Origin of the sequence: Anoxybacillus sp. ST4, assembly GCF_019448545.1 — a bacterium.
GTDB lineage: Bacteria > Bacillota > Bacilli > Bacillales > Anoxybacillaceae > Anoxybacillus > Anoxybacillus pushchinoensis.
This window is the reverse complement of sequence record NZ_JAHZOE010000001.1, coordinates 248,922-271,269: the sequence shown is the minus strand read 5'-3', so window position 1 is coordinate 271,269 and position 22,348 is coordinate 248,922. Positions and strand designations below refer to the sequence as shown.

Here is a 22,348-nt window from a genome sequence, read left to right as displayed (position 1 = left end):
GATCATATTGAATGGAAGAACATGGATTTTCACCTTACTTGCCGTACTAGTTCTTTATCGGTTTCGCTATCGGTTACTGAATGAAGTATTGAAACGGGAATTTGTTCGAAAGCGTCTTGTACAATGGGGGATGTCTATTCCGTTCATTCGCCATCGCCTTATGCCCACATTATTTTTACAAAAGTACAAATAGTTGCGCTTTGTAAAAGAGTATGGTAAAAGAGGGGTATGATAGCGAAGGGAGAGGGAAGGTTGAGCATTCGCTTTGATTTTGTATATTGGCAAATGATGTTCCAACTTTTAAAAGCAGATCATGAAATCGTTTATTTGTCGTCTGACGAAAGAGAAGCTTGGCTACAGTCCACGCGCGAGCGAAAAGCGCCCCTCGTTCGCCTCGTTCGCGCGGACATCGATTGGGGCATATCGTTAAAACGCGATATACAACGTGCGCTTATTGCTGTCGATGAGTGGCGAAGGAAACAGTTTCGTCGCCAGCTTCATGTCATTAACATATATGTGATGATGTATCCTCCAGTCGACGATTGGGAATTACATGTGCAGCATTCGTTAACAAATGACCGAGTGCATATAGAAACATTCGTCATGCATGCAGGCAATATGTACCCGATCTTGCATGAGCTTTGTGAGCGGTTTCAACAATCAATGAAAGTATATGTACCTGACGATTCTCCGATTTTATACGATGAACTGCAATCATTTAAAAAACATGTGTTATCGTTCGCTGAGCAAATGTATGAAAACGAACGGCGCATGTTTGAGCGTGGAAAAGCAAGATGGACGTATGTATTCATTGCGTTGCAAATCGCGATGTTTTTCATTTTAGAGTTAAATGGCGGAAGTACAAATACGTTGACGCTTATTGAATATGGGGCGAAATTCAACCCTCTTATTTTGCAAGGAGAATGGTGGCGATTTTTCACGCCAATCGTTTTACATATCGGTTTTTTGCATTTAATTATGAACACGTTTGCGCTATATTATTTAGGTCCGCTCGTTGAAAAATTGTACGGCTCGTCCCGATTTTTATTCATTTATATATTTGCTGGTTTTGCCGGTTCACTCGCTAGTTTTTTGTTTTCGCCATCAGTATCTGCTGGTGCATCTGGCGCGATTTTCGGATGTTTTGGGGCGCTTCTTTATTTTGGAAAAGTTCATCCACATTTATTTTTTAGAACAATCGGAATGAATGTGTTAACGGTCATTGGAATCAATGTAGCATTTGGTTTCGTCGTCCCAAATATTGATAATGCTGGCCATATCGGTGGTTTGGTCGGCGGATTTTTAGCTGCTAGCATCGTTCATCTTCCGAAAGAGCGCCCTCGTCTTGGACAGTGGCTAGCGGCTTTGTTGACTGCAATCGTTACCGCTACCTGTTTATATATTGGTTTTCAACGGCCGCCAGCGGACGAAGCACAGCTCGTTCTTGCCTTGTCAAAGCAATATATTGACGAGCGTGAGTATGGAGAGGCAGAGCGAATGCTTGCACTCATTCATCCGCGAGATGCGGAAGCGTATAAGGCTGACTTTTTACGTGCGTACATTCGTATTCAACAAAAAGATTATGATGCAGCGAAACAATATTTATACGATGCCATCGAAAAAAATGAACGTTTTCATGAAGCATTTTACTATTTAGCACTATTGTATGCGGAAGAAAAAAATTACGAAAAAGCAAAGCAAGCGGTAGAACGTGCATTGCAGCTTCAGCCAGATGACAGTCAATATAAGCAGCTATTGCGTGAACTCGAGCAGCTGCTTTAATATGACGAGCTCTCCATCCGCTGTTTCTGTGATAACAAGCAGCTTGCTGTAATCTTTTTTTATTAAAATAAGCGGAACGGTGCTGCCGATTGGTGATTCAATCGAACCGTTCTGTTTTTTTATGCCTAAAAAATAATTTTTGTATAGTCCTTCCCATAAATTTCCGATCATTATTTCCGTTTCATTTGTTGTTAAATCCATAAATGGTTGTTCGTTATATTGAACAAGTTCGGTCAAATATAGATGATAATATTCGTCTGTTTGTAGGATGTCGTTCATCTGTTTGGCAGCTTTGTTGACGATCGTCTGCGTTTGTTTATTTAATGTGTTTGCCCACGTTTTTTGTTCGCTTGTTATCGGTTTGCGAAACGATTGAAGCGGGGCGAATGAAGAGTCAATGACGTACAACAAATCTCCGCTCATTTTTTGACTGCTTCGAATATCATCGCCATTATGCAATTCCCCTTGATGATACGAAATCGCTTGAAACAGTCGACTCCCTTTTTGTTCAACATGTTTTTGTTGAATAAGATTTTTTCCTTTTTCTTTCCATTTTGATTGTGTAGCTATTAATCGTCCATTCGCGAAAAGCATGGAAATATCTTGGCGCAAGTAGGCTGTTCGATCAAGTGATGAAGTGACAATCCAGTCGATCACATAACGCGTTTCTTTCTTTTTTGGCTGTAGCGATAATTTTGTTTGAGCATTCGTAAAGCGGACGGTCGGATCAATCGGGAAAAACATAATCGTTTCACGCGCAGGTCGTTCAAACATTTGAACGATGATGACAAATACAAACAACAAGATAAATAGTAATGATAGACGTTTCATCGCATTCCTCCGGTCAAGCTTACATTTGTAAAAATGTATGTGCATGCTATACGAAATATGTATGAACGAATATGGATATGTCAAAGATGGGTGGTAGTAAATGTAAAGTAGGTGATCGCAATGAAACGAGTATCCTCGCGTCTTTCGGAAAACGTAGCATATATGAAAACAAAACTTGGCGTTGAGAAAAGCTTTGACGTCATTTATTTAGATGTGCATTATGCGGGAAAAGACATGGCATTATTTATGATTGACGGGTTTGTTAAAGATGATATTCTCCATTATTTAATGAAATTGTTGTCCGAATTGCCGAACGGTGTGTTAGATGAACAACCATTAGATAAATTATTAAGAACGCATCTTCCATATGTGGAATTGGATCAAACGGATGATTTTGAACGAATCATTGATGGAGTGCTTGCAGGACCGACAGCGCTCTTTGTAGACGGAATGAACAAAGCCATTTTAATCGATGCCCGTACATACCCTGTACGAGGCCCTCAAGAACCGGATATGGAACGTGTCGTTCGGGGGGCACGGGACGGATATGTAGAAACGATTGTCTTTAATACAGCACTAACGAGACGACGTGTGCGCGATTGTTCGTTACGGATGGAATATATGCAAATTGGGCGACGTTCCAAAACGGATGTATGCGTTTGCTATATTGAAGATATTGCCGACTCAGCTATTGTCGAAGAAGTGAAGCAATCATTAGCTAAAATTGATACAGATGGTTTACCGATGGGGGAAAAAACAGTCGAGGAATTTATTTCAGGGAGACACCTTAATCCGTATCCTGTCGTTCGCTATACAGAGCGGCCAGATACGGCAGCTGCTCATTTATACGAAGGGCATGTTCTCATTTTTGTCGACGGGTCTCCAAGTGTTTTAATTGCGCCGGCAACATTTTGGCATCATTTACAACACGCGGAGGAATATAGAAATAAACCTATTGTTGGCGCATATTTGCGCTTCGTTCGGTTTCTTGCAGTGTGGCTTTCTATTTTTTTATTGCCACTTTGGTACATGTGGATGAAAAATCCAGAGCTCGTTCCACCCGCATTATCATTTGCCGCTAAGTCAAGTGAGGGGAATATTCCGTTATTCGGTCAAATATTGCTCATTGAGTTTGGATTAGATATGTTGCGCATGGCGGCTATCCATACCCCATCTGCTTTAGCTACGGCGCTTGGGCTCGTTGCTGCGCTAATGATCGGGGGAATCGCAGTAGAAGTCGGTTTATTTTCAAACGAAGTGATTTTATATTTTGCTATGGCGACGATTGGGACGTTTGCGACACCAAGTTATGAACTCGGATTAGCTAATCGGCTCGTTCGTCTTGCTTTGCTCATCGTCACTGCGTTATTTGGAGTCGTTGGATATGTAGTCGGTATTACGATATGGCTTGTGATGCTTGCGCGCATGCAATCGTTCGGTGTGCCATATTTATGGCCATTTATCCCGTTTTCATATCGCGGAATGCGCGATGTGCTCATACGCTCCCCGATCCCATTAAAAAATCGTCGTCCGACTGTACTACATCCGAAAGATCCAGATCGGTAAAAATGTGAAAAATTCCGCAAAGTCACGGTTCGGTTCTTGACGCCTTTTCGTTTTCTTTATACATTTAAAATATGTCAGTTGAAAACGCTTATACACAGGTGAAAAAAAATGAAATCTGTATATGATGTGCAACAGTTGTTAAAAACATATGGGACGATAATTTACGTTGGTGATCGTCTCGCTGATTTAGAGTTAATGGAAGAAGAAGTAAAAGAGCTATTTCAGGCGCAACTGATCGATGTGAAAGATTATCAAATGGCACTTCTTATTTTGCGTCACGAAGCACAAATTGAACGAGAAAAAAGAGAAAAAGGGATGAAGGAACAATGGAACAATGGTTAGTCGGTGTAGATTTAGGTGGAACGACGGTCAAATTAGCATTCGTCAGTATATATGGGGAAATCATTTGTAAATGGGAAATACCTACCGATAAATCAGAAAACGGAAAATACATCACGACGCATATTGCGAAAGCGATCGACGAAAAATTACGCGAACTAGATGAATCAAAAGAGCGCCTCATCGGTATTGGAATTGGTGCGCCAGGGCCGGTCAACATGGCGACAGGAGACATTTATGAAGCTGTAAACTTAGGGTGGAAGAACTTCCCTCTAAAAAACCGTTTGGAAGTGGAAACAGGGCTTCCTGTCGTTGTTGATAATGATGCAAACATTGCTGCAATCGGAGAAATGTGGAAAGGAGCGGGCGATGGCGCGAAAAACTTAATTCTCGTCACGCTTGGCACCGGTGTTGGTGGAGGCATTATCGTAAACGGTCAAATCGTTCATGGGACAAATGGTGCTGGCGGTGAAATTGGCCATATCACTTCGATTCCAGAAGGCGGGGCTCCTTGCAACTGCGGGAAAACAGGATGTTTAGAGACGATTGCTTCGGCAACAGGTATCGCGCGTATTGCGGCAGAGCGCTTGCAACAAACGGACGAGCCGAGCCGCTTGCGTCATGTTTGGAATGAAGCGGGAACCGTTACGGCAAAGGACGTGTTTGATGCAGTGAAAGAAAATGATGCATTGGCGCAACAAATTGTTGATGAAGTGACATTTCATCTCGGTTTGGCGTTAGCCCATTTGGCGAACGGTTTGAATCCGGAAAAAATTGTTATTGGTGGCGGCGTATCGAAGGCAGGGGATGTATTAGCGCAAGCGGTTGCTCATCATTTCAAACGATTTGCGTTTCCTCGTGTGGCTGAGGCTGCCGAAATCGTGATCGCAACGCTTGGAAACGATGCCGGGGTGATAGGTGGCGCTTGGTTAGTGAAAACAAATATGGCGTAAAAGCAGGCGAGGTAATCGTCTGCTTTTTTGTCGAAAATGTGTCGTTAAAAAACGTCTTGCATTTTTACAAGAAAAGGTGTAAAACAGTCATATGCGGATAGGACGCTCGTCTATTATATCGTTCGTAGTTTAAGATAACAGTTGCTTTTTTGTTAAGAAAGTATTAATATTGTTTTTGGTTAAGATAAAGAAATGTAAAAAAACGGATATACCTCGTACAGCATAGAATAAGCAACGAATGTGTGATGAATTAAAGGAGGGAGAATATGAGAAATTACCGTTTTGTTCTTTTAACGGTATTGCTTTTATGGTTAAAAACGTATTTAGTCTATAAAAATAGCTTTGATATAAAAATTGAGTCATGGAAGCAGGAGTTCATCTTATTTATTAGTCCATTAAGCTTCCTGTTATTTATTTTTGGGCTTGCTTTATTTATGAGCGAAAAACGCCGAAATCGTTATATTGTTATAACAAGCTTTATCATTTCATTTGTTTTATATGCGAACGTCATGTTTTATCGCTTTTTTAGTGACTTTATTACTATCCCTGTGTTGTTCCAGACAAACAACATGGGTGACTTAGGAAATAGCGTATTCGAATTAATGAATGTTTCTGATATGTTCTTTTTCCTCGATGTCGCGTTGCTTGCATGGATGGCGTATAAAAAAGTGTCGTTTACTCAATATGTTCCGGCGACAAAACGGTTCCGTCGCACATATTTTGTTGCGACAGCAGCGCTCGCTTTAGTTAATTTAGGATTGGCAGAAACAGAGCGCCCGCAATTGTTGACGCGCACGTTCGACCGTGAAATGTTAATTAAAAACTTAGGTATATATAACTACCATGTGTACGACATTATTTTGCAGTCGCGTTCAAAAGCGCAGCGTGCGTTAGCGGATAGCAGTGAATTAGCAGATATTCAAAACTATATCAATGCGAATGAAAAAGCGCCGAATAAACAATTGTTCGGCATCGCAAAAGGCCGCAACGTCATTGTCGTTTCGATGGAATCGTTGCAGAGCTTCGTCATTAACAATACAGTAAACGGACAAGAAATTACGCCGTTTTTAAATGATTTTATTAAGCAAAGTTACTACTTTGATCAGTTTTATCATCAAACAGGGCAAGGAAAAACATCTGATGCTGAGTTTTTAATTGAAAACTCATTATATCCGCTCGGTCGTGGTGCGGTGTTTTTCACGCATGCGACAAACGAGTATAACGCAACGCCAGAAATATTGAAAAACTACGGCTATTACTCGGCCGTTTTCCATGCTAACAATAAAAGCTTTTGGAACCGTGATGTTATGTATCAGTCTATGAAATACGATCGCTTTTTCTCAATGACTGACTATGACATCACAGAAGAAAATTCAGTTGGTTGGGGATTGAAAGATATTCCATTTTTCGAACAATCTGTGCAACATTTAAAAACGTTGCCACAGCCTTTTTATACAAAGTTTATTACGTTGACAAACCACTTCCCATTTGAACTAGGGGAAGAAGATAAGATGGTTCCAGAGTACACGTCGAATAGCCGGACGTTAAACCGCTATTTCCCGACGGTTCGATATATGGATGAGGCGCTCAAAGTATTTATTGAGCGATTAAAAGAAGAAGGGTTGTATGAGAATTCCGTTATCATTCTTTATGGGGACCATTACGGTATTTCAGAAAATCATAATAAAGCAATGGCCCAATATTTAGGTAAGGATGAAATTACACCGTTTGACCACGTTCAATTGCAACGTGTTCCGTTCATTATTCATATTCCAGGTGTGACGGACAAACAACCGAAAGTGATTTCAAAAGTGTCTGGACAAATTGATGTAAAGCCAACGTTGCTTCATTTATTAGGTATTGATACACGCAACCAAATTCATTTTGGTGAAGACTTATTCTCAAAAGATAAGCTCGACTTTGTCGTTCTTCGTGATGGAAGCTTTGTGACAAAAGATTATGTATATACGAAAAACGCATGTTACGATAAGAAAACAGGAATAGAAGTCGATGCGTCCCATTGCGAACCGTATATGGAGAAAGCGCGTCAAGAACTTGAATATTCCGATAAAATCGTATACGGCGACTTGTTGCGTTTTTACAATAAGCAGCAAGAAAATAAACAATAAGCTAGCTCTTACGATAGGGCTAGCTTTTTTCGTATACATATGGACGAATTTTCATTTCATACAATAAAGCGAGGGGGGAGGGCAATGTACGATTTTTCAATGTTGATGAAGGATGTCGACGAATTGCGAAGCCATTCGATCGTGCGCGTACATGAGATCGGACAAAGTGTGCTAAACAAGCCGATTGTTGAATTGCAAATTGGTGAAGGTGAAACGTATGTGCATATGAATGCGTCGTTTCATGCGAATGAATGGATTACTTCAGCCGTTGTGATGGCATTTGTACGCGATTATGTGCAAGCGTTAAAGAATAAAAATCATCTTGTTAAATACGATGTACAACAATTGTATAAAAAGACGACATTATCAGTCGTCCCGATGGTTAATCCAGACGGAGTGGATCTCGTATTACATGGAAAAAAGGCTGCACAACATTACGAAGATGAAGTGTTGCACATAAACGAAGGAAACGATGATTTTTCGCAATGGAAAGCTAATATTCGCGGGGTTGATTTAAATAATCAATTTCCTGCAAAGTGGGAAGTAGAAAAGGAAAGGAAAATTCCGAAAGCACCAGCTCCACGCGATTTCCCAGGTTTTCTTCCGCTCACAGAACCAGAAGCACAAGCGATGGCTGAATTGACGATAAAACGCGATTTTTTTAAAGTGCTTGCGTTTCATACGCAAGGAAAGGAGATTTATTGGGGATATGAACAATGCGAACCACCCGAAGCGGAAGAGGAAGTAAATGAATTTGCGAAATGGAGCGGTTATACACCTGTTCGTTATATTGACAGCCATGCCGGGTATCGTGATTGGTTTATTTTCAATTGGAAACGACGCGGTTATACAATCGAGCTTGGTGAGGGGGTGAATCCGCTCCCGTTTTCCCAATTTCAATCCATTTACAATGATAGCATTGGTATTTTTGTGACTGCTCTTGCCCGAACATAAAAAGACGCCAAAAAGATGTTGGCGTCTTTTTAATGGGCAACTGGATATCCGTGATGAATGACAGTCATAATTGTAAACCAACCAAATACAGCAACCGTTCCGATTCCGAACAATACACCAAGGAAATTTTTCTCACGTAACGAACGGATCGTGCCGTAAGCAGCAAGCAACGTCACTAATGTGAAAATCACGACTAAAATAATTCCTGTCGGCATAAATTCCCCTCCTTATGTATACCGATTATTCCTTTTTCATTGTAATCGTTTTTGTTACGTTTGTCGAGGTGCAAAACGTATGTTGTTCGTGTACAATGGGAATAGAATATAGGATGAAAGTGAGGGAATAAAATGAAATGGAACCGAATTCCGTTAGGACCGTTACAAACGAATGCGTATGTGCTCGTTCATGAAGATCAAACATGCTTAGTTTTTGATCCAGGTGACGAGGGGGAAAAACTCATTGAGTATATTACTGCAAATGGTTGGACACCTCTAGCCGTTTTGCTTACACATGCTCATTTTGATCATATTGGAGCGGTAGATGACATAAGAAAGCGATGGTCTATTCCTGTATATGTACATAAACAAGAGCAACATTGGTTAACAGATCCGATGAAAAACGGTTCCTTATTGTTCATGGGAGAAGCAATTACAGCAAACGAAGCGGACGTATTGCTTGAAGGAGAGCAAACGTTGACGATTGGTGCTTTTTCTCTTCAAGTGTTTGAAACGCCGGGACATTCGCCTGGAAGTGTATCATATTATGTGGAAGAAGCTCACGCAGTTGTATCTGGAGATGTGCTGTTTTTAGGAAGTATTGGTCGTACAGATTTACCTGGAGGAAATTATGAACAATTGTTGCAAAGTATTCACCGTCATCTTCTTGTTCTTCCAGAAGAAACGGTTGTGTTGTGCGGTCATGGTCCAGAGACAACAATTGGAGCGGAGATGGATACAAATCCATTTTTAAATGGATTTTAAGAAAAAAAATCCCTTCTCTATACAGAGAAGGGGTTTGGGGGATGTTTTATTCCTATAATGGGAGGGGATATAGTTAAGCTACTAAATTAACAATATAACAAATTTAACACTATGTCAATAGTGAAAAAGGGTGCGAATAAAAAATGTTAGAAAAAATGAAACATAAACGTTTATCTTATGCACAATATATGGAACTTGTATTGTATGATGAACAGTACGGATATTACATGAAAAGAAAAGAAAAAATTGGTCGTGCAGGAGATTTTATTACAACGAGCAACGTAGCGAATGTCATCGGGCACGTATTTGCCACGTTGTTTATTCGTTTGATGGAAACGTACAACGTTCCGCCACATATATGCGAAATAGGCGGAGGGACGGGGCGATTTGCTTATGCGGTGTTAGAGCAATGGCAGCGCCAGTCGCCTGAAACGTTTTCTAACGGTCGCTATACGATTGTAGAGGCAAGTCCGTATCATCGCGAAAAACAAGTAGAAATGCTCGCTCCATTCGCCGATCACGTACATATCGTTTCCAATCTAACAGAGCTGCCGTCTTCTTTTTCCGGGATTGTGTTTAGTAATGAGTTGTTTGATGCGTTTCCTGTTCACGTTGTTGAGAAGCGAAATGGACAAATATATGAATGTTTTGTGGCGGTAGAAGGCGATAAGCTTGTTGAACAATACGCCCCGCTTGAAAATGAAGAAATTGCTCAATATTTAGCCGAGCGAAACATCGATCTTGTTGACGGACAGCGTTTTGAAGTTCCATTAGCGATGAAAATGTTTATTTTTCAGTTAAATGATGCGATCGAACGAGCGATCATTTTTACGGTTGATTACGGGTATACAGATGAGGAGTGGAAACATCCTTTAAGGAAACAAGGAAGTTTACGAGGATATTATCGCCATCAACTCATCAACGATCCGCTTCGCTATCCAGGAGATATGGATATAACGACGCATGTTCAGTGGGATGCTTTGCGGTTTTACGGAGAACAAGTTGGTTGGACATTTACGCATTTATGGCGCCAAGATGAGTTTTTATTAAAGGCAGGCATTTTTAATCAATTGATCGATCATGATGATCCGAATCCATTTTCAGAGAAAAGTCGGTATAACCGTGCGATTCGTTCGTTAGTGATGAGCGACATCGGGAGCGCGTTTCAAGTGATGGTTCAACAGAAGAAAATAAATATCCCCATTTTGACATAAAAAGCGATGAGTGTGCCTCATCGCTTTTTATTCGCCCACGCCTGGAACCATCATAAATGTTGTCCAGTACGTAAATCCGGCGAAAAAGACTGTTAAATACGCGCCGAAAATATAAATGTACATTCTTTCTGTTAATTTTAAGTAGCTTAACAAAAGAAAGAATCCAGTTTGGCCGAGGAACAATAATGACGTTGTATGCATATGGCCAAGATAAAACATGACAGCGAAAATACCTGTCCAAAATGATAAGACGCGGAACATACGATCCATATATGTATCCCTCCTTCTCTGACCGTTTCCCTTACTTATTATAATGTACTTCAAATGGTTGTGTAAACGTTCTATTTTTTAAGAACGGCTTGATACGTACATGAATTGCAGCCAGATGGCATAATGTCTTCTGTGATCAGCTCAGCATTTGTGAACAATACTTCCAACATTCCCTTTAAAAAAGCGTTATGCATATAGCAGACGGAATCAGGATGTGTGAACGCTAACTCTTTAAACGGACAGTTGAAAATTTCAAAATAAATTTTTCCTTGACTTTCACTGTAATGGAACGTCGGATAAAACCCTGCTGCTTCTGCTGCTTTTTGTAAAATGGTCATTTTTTCTTGAACGCTTAATTGGTCAAGCGTTTGCATCGATTGGACGTGTTGTTGTACAAGCTCTTGTCCGAATAACTTTCCTGTTTCATACAATGCATGTTTCCCCGCTTCTCCAAGTTTCATCATCGCTTGAATAGCAATTTTCGATAATAACTGATAATCACGAAACGGAAAATGAAGTTGGATGACATCATCGGATAGGCGATATAGTCGACTCGGTCTTCCGCCTTTTCCTGTTTTCTTTGTTTCAGATACAAGCATATTGACATCTTCGAGCTTAGTTAAATGGAGACGGGCAACGTTCGGATGAATATGGAAAGCATCTGCAATTTCTTGAACGGTAACTTCTTGATGCTTTCTAGCGATATACTGATAAATTTCGTAACGAGTCGGATCGGCAAGGACGCTTGTAATTTTCAATACTTGATCCATCTTGTCTCACTCCTACATGTTCGGTTCATTTACATTATAATACATCTATTTCCACAATGAAAATGCATATATAAAACTTTCTTCTTATCTTTTCCTAAACGTTCACAAAGTTTTAAAACAATTTTCTGTACAAAAGTTATACGGAAGTTATACAATATGTATAATAATGATGGAAGGGGATGTTTGTCATGCTGACTGTATATACGTACCCAAGCTGCACATCGTGTCGAAAAACAAAGAAGTGGCTATGTGCGAACAATATTGAATTTCGTGAGCGTCATTTGTTTCGGGAAACACCGACATACGAAGAACTATTGCATTTGTTGTCATTAACAACGGAAGGTTTAGATGAAATTTTAGCAACGCGCAGTCAATCATTTAAAAAGCTCGTTGACAATGTTGAAGAGTGGCCGTTATCGAAAGTTGTTGACTTACTTGTGAAAGAGCCTCGTTTGCTTCGCCGTCCGATTGTAACAGATGGCAAACGGATCGTCGTTGGCTACAATCCATCCGCATTAAAAAACATGGCGAAAAAATATCGCCGCGTATGTGTGTCTTGATGTTCACCCGCATATGGGTGAATATTTTTTTTGAATTTTTTGTGAATCAAGAAGGAATTTGACGAAATATGTTGAATGAAGAGGACGAGAAAACGAGAAAGGAGGATGGAGTTGCTGTCTATTGAACAGTTAGCTGATCGACTTATTGAAGAAGCTTGTATGCTTCAAGCTTCCGACATTCACATCGTTCCGCGCAAACAAGATGCGCTCGTGCAATTTCGGTTAGGAGGGATGCTTGTTACGAAAAACGTGTTGTCCAAACAAACGTGCGAACGCTTGCTGGCGCATTTTAAATTCCTCGCTGATATGGATATCGGGGAACGCCGTCGTCCGCAAAGCGGAGCAATGGAAATGAATATCGCCCACACGACTGTACATCTTCGTTTATCGACATTGCCCACCATTTATGATGAAAGCTTAGTCATCCGCTTGCTTCCATTACACTCGTTTCTTCCGCTCAAACAGCTCGCTTTATTTCCTTCGACAGTGAAAAAGTTGCTATCGTTATTAAACTATGCTCATGGATTAATTATTTTTACAGGACCGACTGGATCAGGGAAAACGACGACATTGTATAGTTTATTAAACGTATGTCGCCATCATTTTCAGCGCAACGTCATTACCCTTGAAGATCCTGTGGAAAAGCGGGCGGAAGATATGTTGCAAGTGCAAGTAAATGAAAAGGCAGGAATTACGTACGCGGCAGGGTTAAAAGCGATTCTTCGACACGACCCTGACGTTATTATGGTCGGTGAAATTCGTGATGCGGAGACCGCGCGAATTGCCGTTCGGGCCTCGCTAACTGGACATCTTGTATTGACAACGATGCATACAAAAGATGCTGTTGGAGCGATTTATCGCCTTCTTGAGTTTGGGGTGCCGTTTCAAGAAATGGCGCAAACGTTAGTCGGAGTGACAGCGCAGCGTCTCGTACAGTTGAAATGTCCATTTTGTGAAGGAGAGTGTTCCCCTTTTTGTCGTCAATATCGCCCTGTTCGGAGAGTTGGCATTTATGAGCTGCTGTATGGGAGCGAACTAACAAAAGCGATGCGAGCAGCGAGAGGAGAGAAGGCGACATATATGTATACCCGATTGAAAGATGTCATTAAAAAAGGTATTGCGCTCGGTTTTTTACATGAAAGCATGATCGAAAGTTGGTTGTTAGATGAAGCGACGTTGTAATTGGTCGTTACAAGAGCAAAGCACTTTCTTTATTCAGCTTGGCAAATTGCTTAGTAAAGGGTATTCGCTTGCTCAAGCTATCGAGTTTTTGCAAATTCAACAACCTGTTGCCAAACAACGAGATTTAGATGATTGCATACATGCGTTACGAGGGGGGATGCCTATTCACGCTGCTTTTGCTCGCATGAATTTTCATCATCATCTTTTAGGATATTTATTTTTTGCAGAACAACATGGACAACTTGCCCACGGATTCATCGAAGCCGGGGAAATCGGTCACATGAGAGCGCGTTACGTTGAACAAGTGAGGCGTATGATACGCTATCCGTTGTTTTTGTTCGGCTTTTGTGTGATGATGTTTCTTATATTTCAGCAAGTATTAGCTCCGCAGTTTTCTCAACTTCTTTCTTCGTTTCATGCTCGTTCTTCCTTTTCTACTTTCATTTTTGCTGCCGCTGTATGGCTTCCACGTATGCTTTCCGCTATGCTTATAATCGTTCTTTTTATCGTTTCATTTTACTTTCTTTTCGTTCGTTCATGGCCGATTTACAAGCAAATGGATTTGTTTATGAAATTGCCGCTCGTTCGTTCTTGGATTGTCTCTTTTCATACACAAGTGTTCTCTTTGCAGTTAAGTCACTTACTAAAAGGAGGACTATCCATTTATGAGGCGCTGCAAATCTTTATGCAACAGCCTCATCTCCCGTTATTGAAAGAAGAAGCAAAAATAATTCGACAACAGCTATGTGCAGGCGAAAAGCTGGACGAAATCATTCAGCGGCGGAAGTATTACGAAAAGGAGCTTCCTGTTGTCATTCGGCACGGTCAGTCGAATGGTGAATTAGTTCAAGAATTGTTTCATTACAGTCAATTTTCGTTACAAAAATTAGAAAATCGTATAAAAAAAATCGTGTATATCATTCAACCGTTGTTGCTCAGTTGTATCGGCATTTTTGTCATCTTCATGTATGTGGCTATGTTATGGCCCGTTTTTCAACTGTTAAATCACATATAAGGGGGATATGTATGCGCAATGAAAAAGGATTTACGTTAATCGAAATGTTAATTGTGTTAATGGTTATTACCATTTTAATTTTAATTACGATTCCAAATGTGACAAAACATAACAGTATGATTAACAGTAAAGGGTGTTCCGCGTTTATAAATATAATTGTATTCAAAGGCATCCTTTTAGGAGGTAATCAAATATGAATATTCTTTCTGATCACATTCGCTACACTACACGAACGATTGACGCTTTTCTCGATCAATACACACTCGGTACACTCATCATCGAGAACCAAACAGTTTTGCTTCTTCTCGAAAATAACGATGAAATTCAACTTGACGATTCATTCATTATCGAAGTGTTCGATGGCTCACAATATCACACAATCACATATGAGCAAGCAATCAATACTTATTGTTCTGATGCTCCTGAATGGCACTTGTTCGCAGGGTTTGAGGCAAGAGTGAAAAGAAAGGAAGTGGCGTAAATGAAAACACTAAAACTTACTGAGCAAGAATTAGCGACTTTAAAAGCGGTGCTTTTCACAGAAATTCAACGTGTGAAAAAGGAAAAAGCCGCAGGTGCAAATGTGGATGATTTGCTTGAACAATACAAAAAAGCTTTTGAAGCATTATCATTTGCACAGTAACAAAAAAAGCGGGAGTGATGTTGGCGCATCACTCCCAATAGGGTAAACATATTGAAAATAATCAGGTACTTAAAGCATACAACATTTTTTAAAAATATGCAAGATGTATGCTTATTTCAATATGTTTATCCTATCGAACATATATTCGATAGGAGGAGAAAAAATGCGTAAACATACTATCATCGAACATCATCAATTCAAACAAATTCTTCAATATCATCCTGCCGTCACATTAGAAGAAGATCGGAACAGCCTCAAAATGAAGATGCTTCGCTCAATCATTTCAGCCATCGGGGAAAAGTGGGCGCGTATGAAACAAGAAACAAAATCTGCGCTTGAATATCTGTGCTTTCTTTCTATCGAACGGGGCTTCGTTTACGCTGGCTCATATCATGTTGGCGAACGTTATGACATTGATTCAAGTACAGTTAGACGTTACATAGCGTTTTTAGAACAAAAAGGCGTAATTAAGCGATTGTGGAGATCAAGCAGTAAACAAAACGGTCGAGGCAAAGCTGTCATCTTTTTCACATCACATCCTTACTATACAAAATATTGGCAGACATTATTTTTTTCGCATTTAGATGAACAAGCTCATGCACAAACAGAAAGTGTCGAAAATGATAGAAAAATAGAAGGTTCAGACGCTCAAAATGATGCTTTACCTTATATTTCACCAGATCAAAATACAAATAATAATAATCATCTAAATGTTAGTCATTCGGACAACAAACCAACTTTTGTAAAATTTGTGTCTAAAGAGGTAAACAGAATCGTAAATGGTCTTTTCAATGCTGAAACGCTCAAGCAAGCGTGGAATCGCATCACACTTGCTTTTCGAAAAGCAATTAAGGAATTCAGAGATATCATTACAAACGATGATCGAAAACGTATTGCTATTGTTACATTTGTATCGCTTAAACAATATTTCATGAAAGCGAAAGGACAGTTGCAAACAGACGAAATTTGCGCTCTAGCATACAGTATCGCTTCAAAACAATTCGAGCAACTATATCACAGTAGAGCCGATATATCTGAACAACATCAACAAAGAAAGATCGTTAGACATGAATTGTTGCCAGATTGGTTTGATGACTATCAACAACAGCTTGAGCAGCGTATCAAAAAACAACAAGAAGAAGAAGTATATGACGAAGAACGTATCGAACGTTTGCGCGAAAAACTGAAACGAACAGGAAAGTCGAATCAGAAATAGTTGCTAGAAGCTTATATTTGTCTTGTATGACGTTTGAAACATCATGCAAGGTTCTTACCTTCTTTTCGTTTTTCGTTCGTTATACAGGGGTTTCTGTTCCTTGAAAATTTTATAAAAAATTTTCAAAAAATATATTGACTAATAATTAGTCTTTGTATTATATTTTACTTAGGTGATTGACTAATAATTAGTCGGAGGATTTTTCGTATGCACGCATTAGATTATTTTTTCGCGCTCTGGAAATTAAAAAACAAAGATGTTGCTGAATATTTAGGGATACCAGCTCCACAGATTAATGATTGGAAAAAGGGTAGAAGACCGATTCCGAAACATCATTTAGAAAAACTTTGTGAATTATTCAGCATCCCTCCCGAAAAAAGTTATTTATTGCAAAAGGAATCACTAACAAAGATAGATCGTCTTGAAATTGAAATCATTTTGAATCAAGCAAAGTTAAAAAATTTTGTTGAAGGAGACGATGAGCAGATAAACAAAGCTATTCGTATTACTTTTGAAATGAATATTGCCGTTTGTAAAAGAAATATTGAAGTGTTAAAAATTCTTGATCAATTAGAAAAAGAATTAATGGGATGTTCCCACGTTCCGCAATTGTTTTACAAAAATCTTGAAAAAGTTAAGTGTTTAATTGAAGAAATTAAAAGTGAAATGTAAAAATTTATAAAACTTTAAAGGGGTGATGCTATTGATGTAGCATGGGACGATATTGGTCGATACGTTGATTGATGGATATAAACGAAAAAGAAAATGGGGGAATAAAAATGGTAAACGAAGTAGAACTTAGAAATTTTGTTGTGAAAAGTTGTGCAGAATTACTTAATGACTATGAAGTAGTTACTCCTTTAATAAACACTATTAAAGAAATGTTTATAAATTGGGTAAATGAAGGAGTACATTACGAAGTGGAAAGTCATGAAGAATACGGAAGATGGTACTACTTTCTTAAAGCAAAGAAACTTAGTTTTGAAGAAATGATAAGTCTGTATCAAACTTTGGGGGATTGGAAAGAGGAGGAACACACTGGAGAAAAAGGTGTAAATTTTATACCTACCACATTTGCAGAAAAGATATATGATTTATTATATGACTTTATTTACGACAAGATGCTTGAGATCAGTGAATTAACTGAAGAAAGCGATGTTGATGAATTATACGAAATCTTATGCGATGAAAAATGGAGATTTATTGATAATTTTCAAGAGAAATACATCGATTATTTAACGCCACGAGAAGTAATACAAAGTAAATTAATCAAGGAGGAATCTAAATGAACGTAATTCAATTGAAAAATCAAATTAACGACTTTCTTCAAGAAACTAAACAACGTATCCAAACATTTATTGAATTTGCTGAAGATGAAAACGAAGAAATTTGGCTCATGTTTGAAACATTGAATGAAAAAGCTTTGCTGCGCATGGCGGTCGAATGTAAAAAAGAAGTGTCACCAGAGAAATTTGAGCAATTTATTAGCGATTTAGAAAAACAATACCGAATTTATGTGCCTCAAGCACGTAAATTAGAGAAATACTCTAAATTCAATCTTATCATTGAGGCAAAGCAAGCATGGAAACGATACAAAGAAATTCATCAAACGTTTGATTATTTGAAATGGTTATTGAAAAATTCATTATCAAAAATGGGAGTCATAGCAAATAAGATTGACAATCTCGACAATAATACAGTTATCAAATATTATTCGTATCTAAAAAATTCACTCGATGAAATGGATGAAATTTATGACCGCATCATGAAGTTACTTACATATCGCTTATTCGAAATAGATTTTGTACTTTACATTGATTTGATGTTTGCAGGGAACACAACAATTACGAAAAACGAAATGTTAAGCATTATCGCGCCAGACCATTTGTTTGAGAGTAAACAAGAATATATTCGCTCTTTACCAAATGAAATTGATCGAGATACATTCCATCGAGCCATCTTTGTTGAAAAAATCGAGGATATGGACAATGACGTATTCGCTGAAATGATATTTGATTCAATCATGCAGAAAAGGGAACGAAATGAAGAGGTTCGGAAGCAGATGGATGAAATGGTCGATGAGATTTTTGGAGACAAGCTACCAAAATTTAAAGTTGAATATGATGAGTACCTTCAACCAGCGAAATTAGAACGCATGAAACCTAAATTAAGACTTGTAAAAAAGTAAAAAAGACACGTTCTTCAACGCATCTTTGTAATAAAACTGTAATATTTGTAACTAAAATTTAACATAAAAGTTATAAAAAATAACTAAAATTAATTGTAATTTTTTCGATATAACTATTGACAGGTATATTTCACCTGTGTTAAGATTGGATTGACACCTTCATATCTCCAGAAATGCATAGTGAGTGCATTATAAATTAATTTTGATTCTGACTATATGATACACCATGAGCGTGGAGGTGTCAACAATAAATTTTAAAAAATTGAAAGGAGGGGAGTAATGCAAACGTACTGGGAGCTATCTGTACGCCAATTCTTCGATGAATGGAAACAGATGAAAACACCTTTGACGCATCCAGAGCATTTTGTGACGAAAAAGCAAGAAAAGATATTACTTACGATTGACGATCTCGTACATAAAACGAAACAACAGCCGACAACGGAAAAGAAACGTGGTAGACCGAAGAAAAAAGCAATTTAATACATATAATTTAACTTTAATTATATTTGACCTTCGAGGGCAAACCTTTTTTTACCCTCGAAATACTAATTTTTATTAGGGAGGAGATTATACAATGGATTTCAATATTAAACGCAGACATATTTTCATGCTTAAACGGAAAGAGCGAAAAATCACACATAAGGAGATTGCTCAAGCAATTGGAGTTACTCAATCAGCTATTTCACAATACGAAACAGGAAGAATTTCACTCAAGCCACACTTGCGGCAAGCATATGAGGAGTACATTGAAACGCACGACAACCGCATTAAAAACTGAATTTTAAACAAAAAAATAAGGGAGGAATTTTATGACGGAAACACTTATCGTTCATTCTCGTAAATTAGCAATCTATTTACAATGTCGAGGCTTTTTGCTTGTGGGAGTTGAGCCAGATTTAAAAAGTAACAACCGCAGGGTATTTCTGTTCAATGATTCTGAGCCTATTAGAAAGGCGATGCTTCAATACAAGAAAGATGCTAAATTCCATGCTTTCTTAGCTCAAATGGCAGAAGGGCGGTGAGAGCGTGGAAGCAAAACAGATCATACAAAAGGATGATGCTTATTGTCAAATATATGGTGAAAAGTACATACAAAAAATTGATTATCTCCGCAAATTAATTGTCGAAGATGAAACAGGCGAAAACATATTTAAAGTGGTCAACTTTGAAGCAGGATTGGGAAAAAGTCGATATACAGACATTATCATTAAACAATATTTTGATGAATGGAATTTTGACCGCAATTTTCTTATTGTGAAGCGATTTAATGATGAATCATACCGTTCAGCAGAAACAATCGAACAAGATAGTTTTCTTCGTGATCATGTAGTCGTTATTACTGCGGACAATTGGCAGAAGTGGAAGAAGAATGTTAAGGAATTACAATCCAAACAAGTTATCATCATATCACACAAACGATACATAGATCTATGCGAAAACGATACAGAACGAGCGATTTTCACTAAAGATCGACATACGCTCATTATAGATGAAAAGGTTAATTTCCCAATTTATACATATTCTTATCAATATTATTCAGATATTCGCAAATACATATCATATGCAAATGCAAAACTGTTTGACAAGGCTTGCCAAGCACTCAATGAAATAGCTGAAAATCCTTCTACATCGTGTACAAGAATCTATCCAAAAATCGAAAAAGAGTTACTGCAACAATTTACAGACATGATGAAAGATGAAATACGCAATCAGCACGATCTCAAAATCAAACGTCAACTAGAGAATTTTCTTGATACTGTATTGCTTCTGTATGACAAGAATGTATTAGCCTTGCACAATTCAAAAGAACTCTATACACTCAACCGTAAACACAAACACTGGGGACTCAAAAATAATATCATTCTCGATGCCTCAGCAGGAATAGATGGCGTATACGAAGTACATGACAAATTCAAAATGCAACGTCAAACAAGGTTAATTGACCATTCTGAATCGAAATTTGTACATATTAAAATGAATACGTCTAAAAGTGCAATTAGAGCAAATCAGAAGAAATATTTCGAAAAGATCATTGAAATGATACAAGAACGGCATGTTGACGGAGAAAAAACGTTGTTAGTCATACATAAGAAATATGCAGATACGCTCTATGGGCATATGAAAAAAGTGTTTGGTGATGATGTTTGGAGAGAAAAAGAAAAGGAAACTGATCATGACTACAATGAACAATCATATGCAATCTCATGGTTTGGGAATCTAATTGGCAAAAACACATTCAGCGACTTTGACAATGTTTTGATACTGGGAACACCAAATATCTCGAATGCTCATTATCTCATTCACTACATGCAGTATGCAGACAAAACGCTCGGAAAGAATAGTCTACAAGTTGACCGCACAGGTAAATTTAAAAACTCTAAATTTAGGGCGATACAGGATGGCTATATTGCAGCAGAAATTTATCAGTCGATTAAACGGATTCAGAGAAATCCTAAACCAAAGGGAAAATTTTACATCGTCACAAAAGATGAAGAGATCGTACATAAAGTGCTTGGGCAAATAAAAAATGCAAAGCTAACAGAAATCATCGAAGTTAAAGATGAGCAAAAAGAAAAATCGGCTACCAAAGAGCCGACTAAAATTGATCAAATCGTACAATACATACATACCCTTGTAAAAGATGGACAAAAGAAAATATATAAATCAGATATTCAAATGCAATTTGGTACAATCGTTTGGAATCGGGTGAAAAAACATCCGCAATTTCAAAAACTTAAGCTTAAAGAACAACAAAAATATTTCGTTGTACCATAACATTCTACAGTCAATTGAATTGACATGATAAAAGTTGACATGCTGTTTACAATGTGAACGTAGTAAAAGTTTTGCAACTTTTTACTACTCCAAAAATGACGTACGTCACTTTTGTGTCTTATTATTTTATAGCACTGATGTCAAGAAAGTGGCTTCAACCTTACAGCCACAAGGGATTCAGCGATTTTGTTATAAAATTTTTCTCGTCAAAATAGATATAAAATTAACTATGTGAATGTCAAGAAAGTGTTAAAAACGTTGATATATCAACACTTTCCAAACATCATACATAAATTTTTCACAAACTTCAAAAAATCCTTATGTATCAATACTTTTGGAACATTGATAAAGAAAAATGCAAAAAATAGGTCTAATATGTCAAGAAAGTGGCTTCAACCTTACAGCCACAAGGGATTGACGCATTTTTAGTTACAATTTTTCTTATACAATTCAACAATTAACTAATTAATTAAATAGTCAATTATTCATCAATTAATATTATACAATTCATTAATCAATTATTCAATTAACAATTCAATAATACAAGATAAGTTTAACTTTCGAATGCGTAGCATGCGAAACGTGAGTAAGATTGCAGGAAGCTACTGCTTCCGTTGCAATCTACTCGGAACAATCTGTAAACAGTGTGTCAACTTTTGAAAGGGGTGATGTCTATTGATTGTATTAATTTCGCTTTCTTCTTGTTGTTGATGAATATGAGCAACCAATTAATCAAATGCAAACAGCAAAAGGACAATGATAAGCAATCAACAGTCACAAAGATATAATGTTAAATGCAAAATGAATAATAACAAATGGCAAGCAGCCGAACACAATGCAAAAAAGAATACACAGTGCAAACAAAAAAGTGAGCAAAAAGGAGAAGATGAGCAATGACAAACGCAATGAAATTAACGATGACAAGAAGAAAGCAAGCAGTTGATGTTGTTGTTTGGGCTTATGGGATGAGAAAGAGAAAAA

The 22,348-nt window shown here is 38.1% G+C and carries 26 protein-coding genes and 1 pseudogene; 23 read left to right on the top strand and 4 right to left on the bottom strand.

The window, feature by feature from the left end; all coding sequences use genetic code 11:
* Positions 1 to 7: 7 nt before the first annotated feature.
* Both K1I44_RS01600 and K1I44_RS01595 read left to right on the top strand, forming a co-directional pair.
* Positions 8 to 193, top strand: a complete 186-nt coding sequence (locus K1I44_RS01600) for a hypothetical protein (RefSeq protein ID WP_219985074.1) — start codon at positions 8 to 10, stop codon at positions 191 to 193.
* Positions 194 to 228: 35 nt separating this feature from the next.
* Positions 229 to 1,782: a rhomboid family intramembrane serine protease gene (locus K1I44_RS01595; protein WP_219985073.1), complete on the top strand. Its 1,554-nt coding sequence runs from the start codon at positions 229 to 231 to the stop codon at positions 1,780 to 1,782.
* On the opposite strand, the gene K1I44_RS01590 is transcribed toward K1I44_RS01595, so the two are convergent.
* Positions 1,753 to 2,613, bottom strand: a complete 861-nt coding sequence (locus K1I44_RS01590; protein ID WP_003394010.1) for a hypothetical protein — start codon at positions 2,611 to 2,613, stop codon at positions 1,753 to 1,755. The genes K1I44_RS01595 and K1I44_RS01590 overlap by 30 nt on opposite strands.
* 120 nt (positions 2,614 to 2,733) lie before the next feature.
* Here K1I44_RS01590 and K1I44_RS01585 point away from each other — a divergent pair, with 120 nt between their 5' ends.
* The 5 genes from K1I44_RS01585 (at position 2,734) to K1I44_RS01565 (ending at position 8,554) form a co-directional block, all read left to right on the top strand.
* Entirely contained in the window at positions 2,734 to 4,179 is a 1,446-nt protein-coding gene (locus tag K1I44_RS01585) for a spore germination protein (RefSeq protein WP_219985072.1), read from the top strand.
* Between the two features lie 108 nt (positions 4,180 to 4,287).
* Entirely contained in the window at positions 4,288 to 4,521 is a 234-nt protein-coding gene (locus K1I44_RS01580; protein ID WP_003394015.1) for a YqgQ family protein, read from the top strand.
* A complete protein-coding gene (locus K1I44_RS01575) occupies positions 4,506 to 5,471 on the top strand; it encodes an ROK family glucokinase (RefSeq protein WP_219985071.1) in 966 nt (321 codons plus the stop codon). The genes K1I44_RS01580 and K1I44_RS01575 overlap by 16 nt, the downstream gene beginning before the upstream one ends.
* A 266-nt stretch (positions 5,472 to 5,737) precedes the next feature.
* Positions 5,738 to 7,600 carry an LTA synthase family protein gene (locus K1I44_RS01570; protein ID WP_003394019.1) on the top strand — a complete coding sequence of 621 codons (1,863 nt, stop codon included), beginning with the start codon at positions 5,738 to 5,740 and terminating at the stop codon, positions 7,598 to 7,600.
* Positions 7,601 to 7,639: 39 nt separating this feature from the next.
* Positions 7,640 to 8,554 carry a M14 family metallopeptidase gene (locus K1I44_RS01565; RefSeq protein ID WP_219985070.1) on the top strand — a complete coding sequence of 305 codons (915 nt, stop codon included), beginning with the start codon at positions 7,640 to 7,642 and terminating at the stop codon, positions 8,552 to 8,554.
* A 29-nt stretch (positions 8,555 to 8,583) separates the two neighbouring features.
* On the opposite strand, the gene K1I44_RS01560 is transcribed toward K1I44_RS01565, so the two are convergent.
* A complete protein-coding gene (locus K1I44_RS01560) occupies positions 8,584 to 8,769 on the bottom strand; it encodes a DUF2759 domain-containing protein (RefSeq protein ID WP_003394025.1) in 186 nt (61 codons plus the stop codon).
* Positions 8,770 to 8,901: 132 nt separating this feature from the next.
* Here K1I44_RS01560 and K1I44_RS01555 point away from each other — a divergent pair, with 132 nt between their 5' ends.
* Both K1I44_RS01555 and K1I44_RS01550 read left to right on the top strand, forming a co-directional pair.
* Positions 8,902 to 9,534, top strand: a complete 633-nt coding sequence (locus K1I44_RS01555; protein ID WP_219985069.1) for an MBL fold metallo-hydrolase — start codon at positions 8,902 to 8,904, stop codon at positions 9,532 to 9,534.
* Positions 9,535 to 9,677: 143 nt separating this feature from the next.
* On the top strand, positions 9,678 to 10,748 hold the full coding sequence (locus tag K1I44_RS01550) for a class I SAM-dependent methyltransferase (RefSeq protein ID WP_219985068.1): 1,071 nt from the start codon (positions 9,678 to 9,680) through the stop codon (positions 10,746 to 10,748).
* Positions 10,749 to 10,775: 27 nt separating this feature from the next.
* Here the strand turns inward: K1I44_RS01550 and K1I44_RS01545 are convergent, their stop codons facing one another.
* Positions 10,776 to 11,018 carry a DUF2626 domain-containing protein gene (locus K1I44_RS01545; RefSeq protein ID WP_003394032.1) on the bottom strand — a complete coding sequence of 81 codons (243 nt, stop codon included), beginning with the start codon at positions 11,016 to 11,018 and terminating at the stop codon, positions 10,776 to 10,778.
* 71 nt (positions 11,019 to 11,089) lie between these two features.
* Complete coding sequence (locus K1I44_RS01540; protein WP_003394034.1) at positions 11,090 to 11,788, bottom strand: helix-turn-helix transcriptional regulator; 699 nt, start codon at positions 11,786 to 11,788, stop codon at positions 11,090 to 11,092.
* A gap of 188 nt (positions 11,789 to 11,976) precedes the next feature.
* On the opposite strand from K1I44_RS01540, the gene K1I44_RS01535 reads away from it, so the two are divergent.
* The 14 genes and pseudogenes from K1I44_RS01535 to K1I44_RS01470 all read left to right on the top strand — a co-directional run bounded on the left by K1I44_RS01535 (position 11,977) and on the right by K1I44_RS01470 (position 21,367).
* Entirely contained in the window at positions 11,977 to 12,348 is a 372-nt protein-coding gene (locus K1I44_RS01535; RefSeq protein WP_003394038.1) for a Spx/MgsR family RNA polymerase-binding regulatory protein, read from the top strand.
* Between the two features lie 111 nt (positions 12,349 to 12,459).
* Complete coding sequence (gene comGA / locus K1I44_RS01530; RefSeq protein WP_003394041.1) at positions 12,460 to 13,530, top strand: competence type IV pilus ATPase ComGA; 1,071 nt, start codon at positions 12,460 to 12,462, stop codon at positions 13,528 to 13,530.
* On the top strand, positions 13,514 to 14,545 hold the full coding sequence (gene comGB / locus K1I44_RS01525) for a competence type IV pilus assembly protein ComGB (RefSeq protein WP_219985067.1): 1,032 nt from the start codon (positions 13,514 to 13,516) through the stop codon (positions 14,543 to 14,545). The genes comGA and comGB overlap by 17 nt, the downstream gene beginning before the upstream one ends.
* A gap of 11 nt (positions 14,546 to 14,556) precedes the next feature.
* A pseudogene (locus K1I44_RS01520) lies at positions 14,557 to 14,703 on the top strand (prepilin-type N-terminal cleavage/methylation domain-containing protein); the annotation flags it as partial.
* 35 nt (positions 14,704 to 14,738) lie between these two features.
* On the top strand, positions 14,739 to 15,026 hold the full coding sequence (locus K1I44_RS01515) for a hypothetical protein (protein WP_219985066.1): 288 nt from the start codon (positions 14,739 to 14,741) through the stop codon (positions 15,024 to 15,026).
* Positions 15,027 to 15,188 (top strand): hypothetical protein, encoded by a 162-nt coding sequence (locus K1I44_RS01510; protein WP_219985065.1) that lies wholly within the window; start codon positions 15,027 to 15,029, stop codon positions 15,186 to 15,188.
* Positions 15,189 to 15,351: 163 nt separating this feature from the next.
* Complete coding sequence (locus K1I44_RS01505) at positions 15,352 to 16,404, top strand: hypothetical protein (RefSeq protein ID WP_219985064.1); 1,053 nt, start codon at positions 15,352 to 15,354, stop codon at positions 16,402 to 16,404.
* A gap of 207 nt (positions 16,405 to 16,611) precedes the next feature.
* Positions 16,612 to 17,076 (top strand): helix-turn-helix domain-containing protein, encoded by a 465-nt coding sequence (locus K1I44_RS01500; RefSeq protein ID WP_219985063.1) that lies wholly within the window; start codon positions 16,612 to 16,614, stop codon positions 17,074 to 17,076.
* A 107-nt stretch (positions 17,077 to 17,183) separates the two neighbouring features.
* Positions 17,184 to 17,693 (top strand): hypothetical protein, encoded by a 510-nt coding sequence (locus tag K1I44_RS01495; RefSeq protein WP_219985062.1) that lies wholly within the window; start codon positions 17,184 to 17,186, stop codon positions 17,691 to 17,693.
* Positions 17,690 to 18,592, top strand: coding sequence for a hypothetical protein (locus K1I44_RS01490; RefSeq protein ID WP_219985061.1), 903 nt, complete (start codon positions 17,690 to 17,692; stop codon positions 18,590 to 18,592). Before K1I44_RS01495 ends, K1I44_RS01490 begins: the two co-directional genes overlap by 4 nt.
* A 279-nt stretch (positions 18,593 to 18,871) precedes the next feature.
* The gene (locus tag K1I44_RS01485; RefSeq protein WP_219985060.1) at positions 18,872 to 19,072 is read left to right on the top strand and encodes a hypothetical protein; all 201 of its coding nucleotides are present in this window, start codon (positions 18,872 to 18,874) and stop codon (positions 19,070 to 19,072) included.
* Between the two features lie 94 nt (positions 19,073 to 19,166).
* Complete coding sequence (locus K1I44_RS01480; protein ID WP_219985059.1) at positions 19,167 to 19,370, top strand: helix-turn-helix domain-containing protein; 204 nt, start codon at positions 19,167 to 19,169, stop codon at positions 19,368 to 19,370.
* Positions 19,371 to 19,401: 31 nt separating this feature from the next.
* The gene (locus K1I44_RS01475; protein ID WP_219985058.1) at positions 19,402 to 19,614 is read left to right on the top strand and encodes a DUF5659 domain-containing protein; all 213 of its coding nucleotides are present in this window, start codon (positions 19,402 to 19,404) and stop codon (positions 19,612 to 19,614) included.
* Positions 19,615 to 19,618: 4 nt separating this feature from the next.
* The gene (locus K1I44_RS01470; RefSeq protein ID WP_219985057.1) at positions 19,619 to 21,367 is read left to right on the top strand and encodes a hypothetical protein; all 1,749 of its coding nucleotides are present in this window, start codon (positions 19,619 to 19,621) and stop codon (positions 21,365 to 21,367) included.
* Positions 21,368 to 22,348 lie beyond the last annotated feature (981 nt).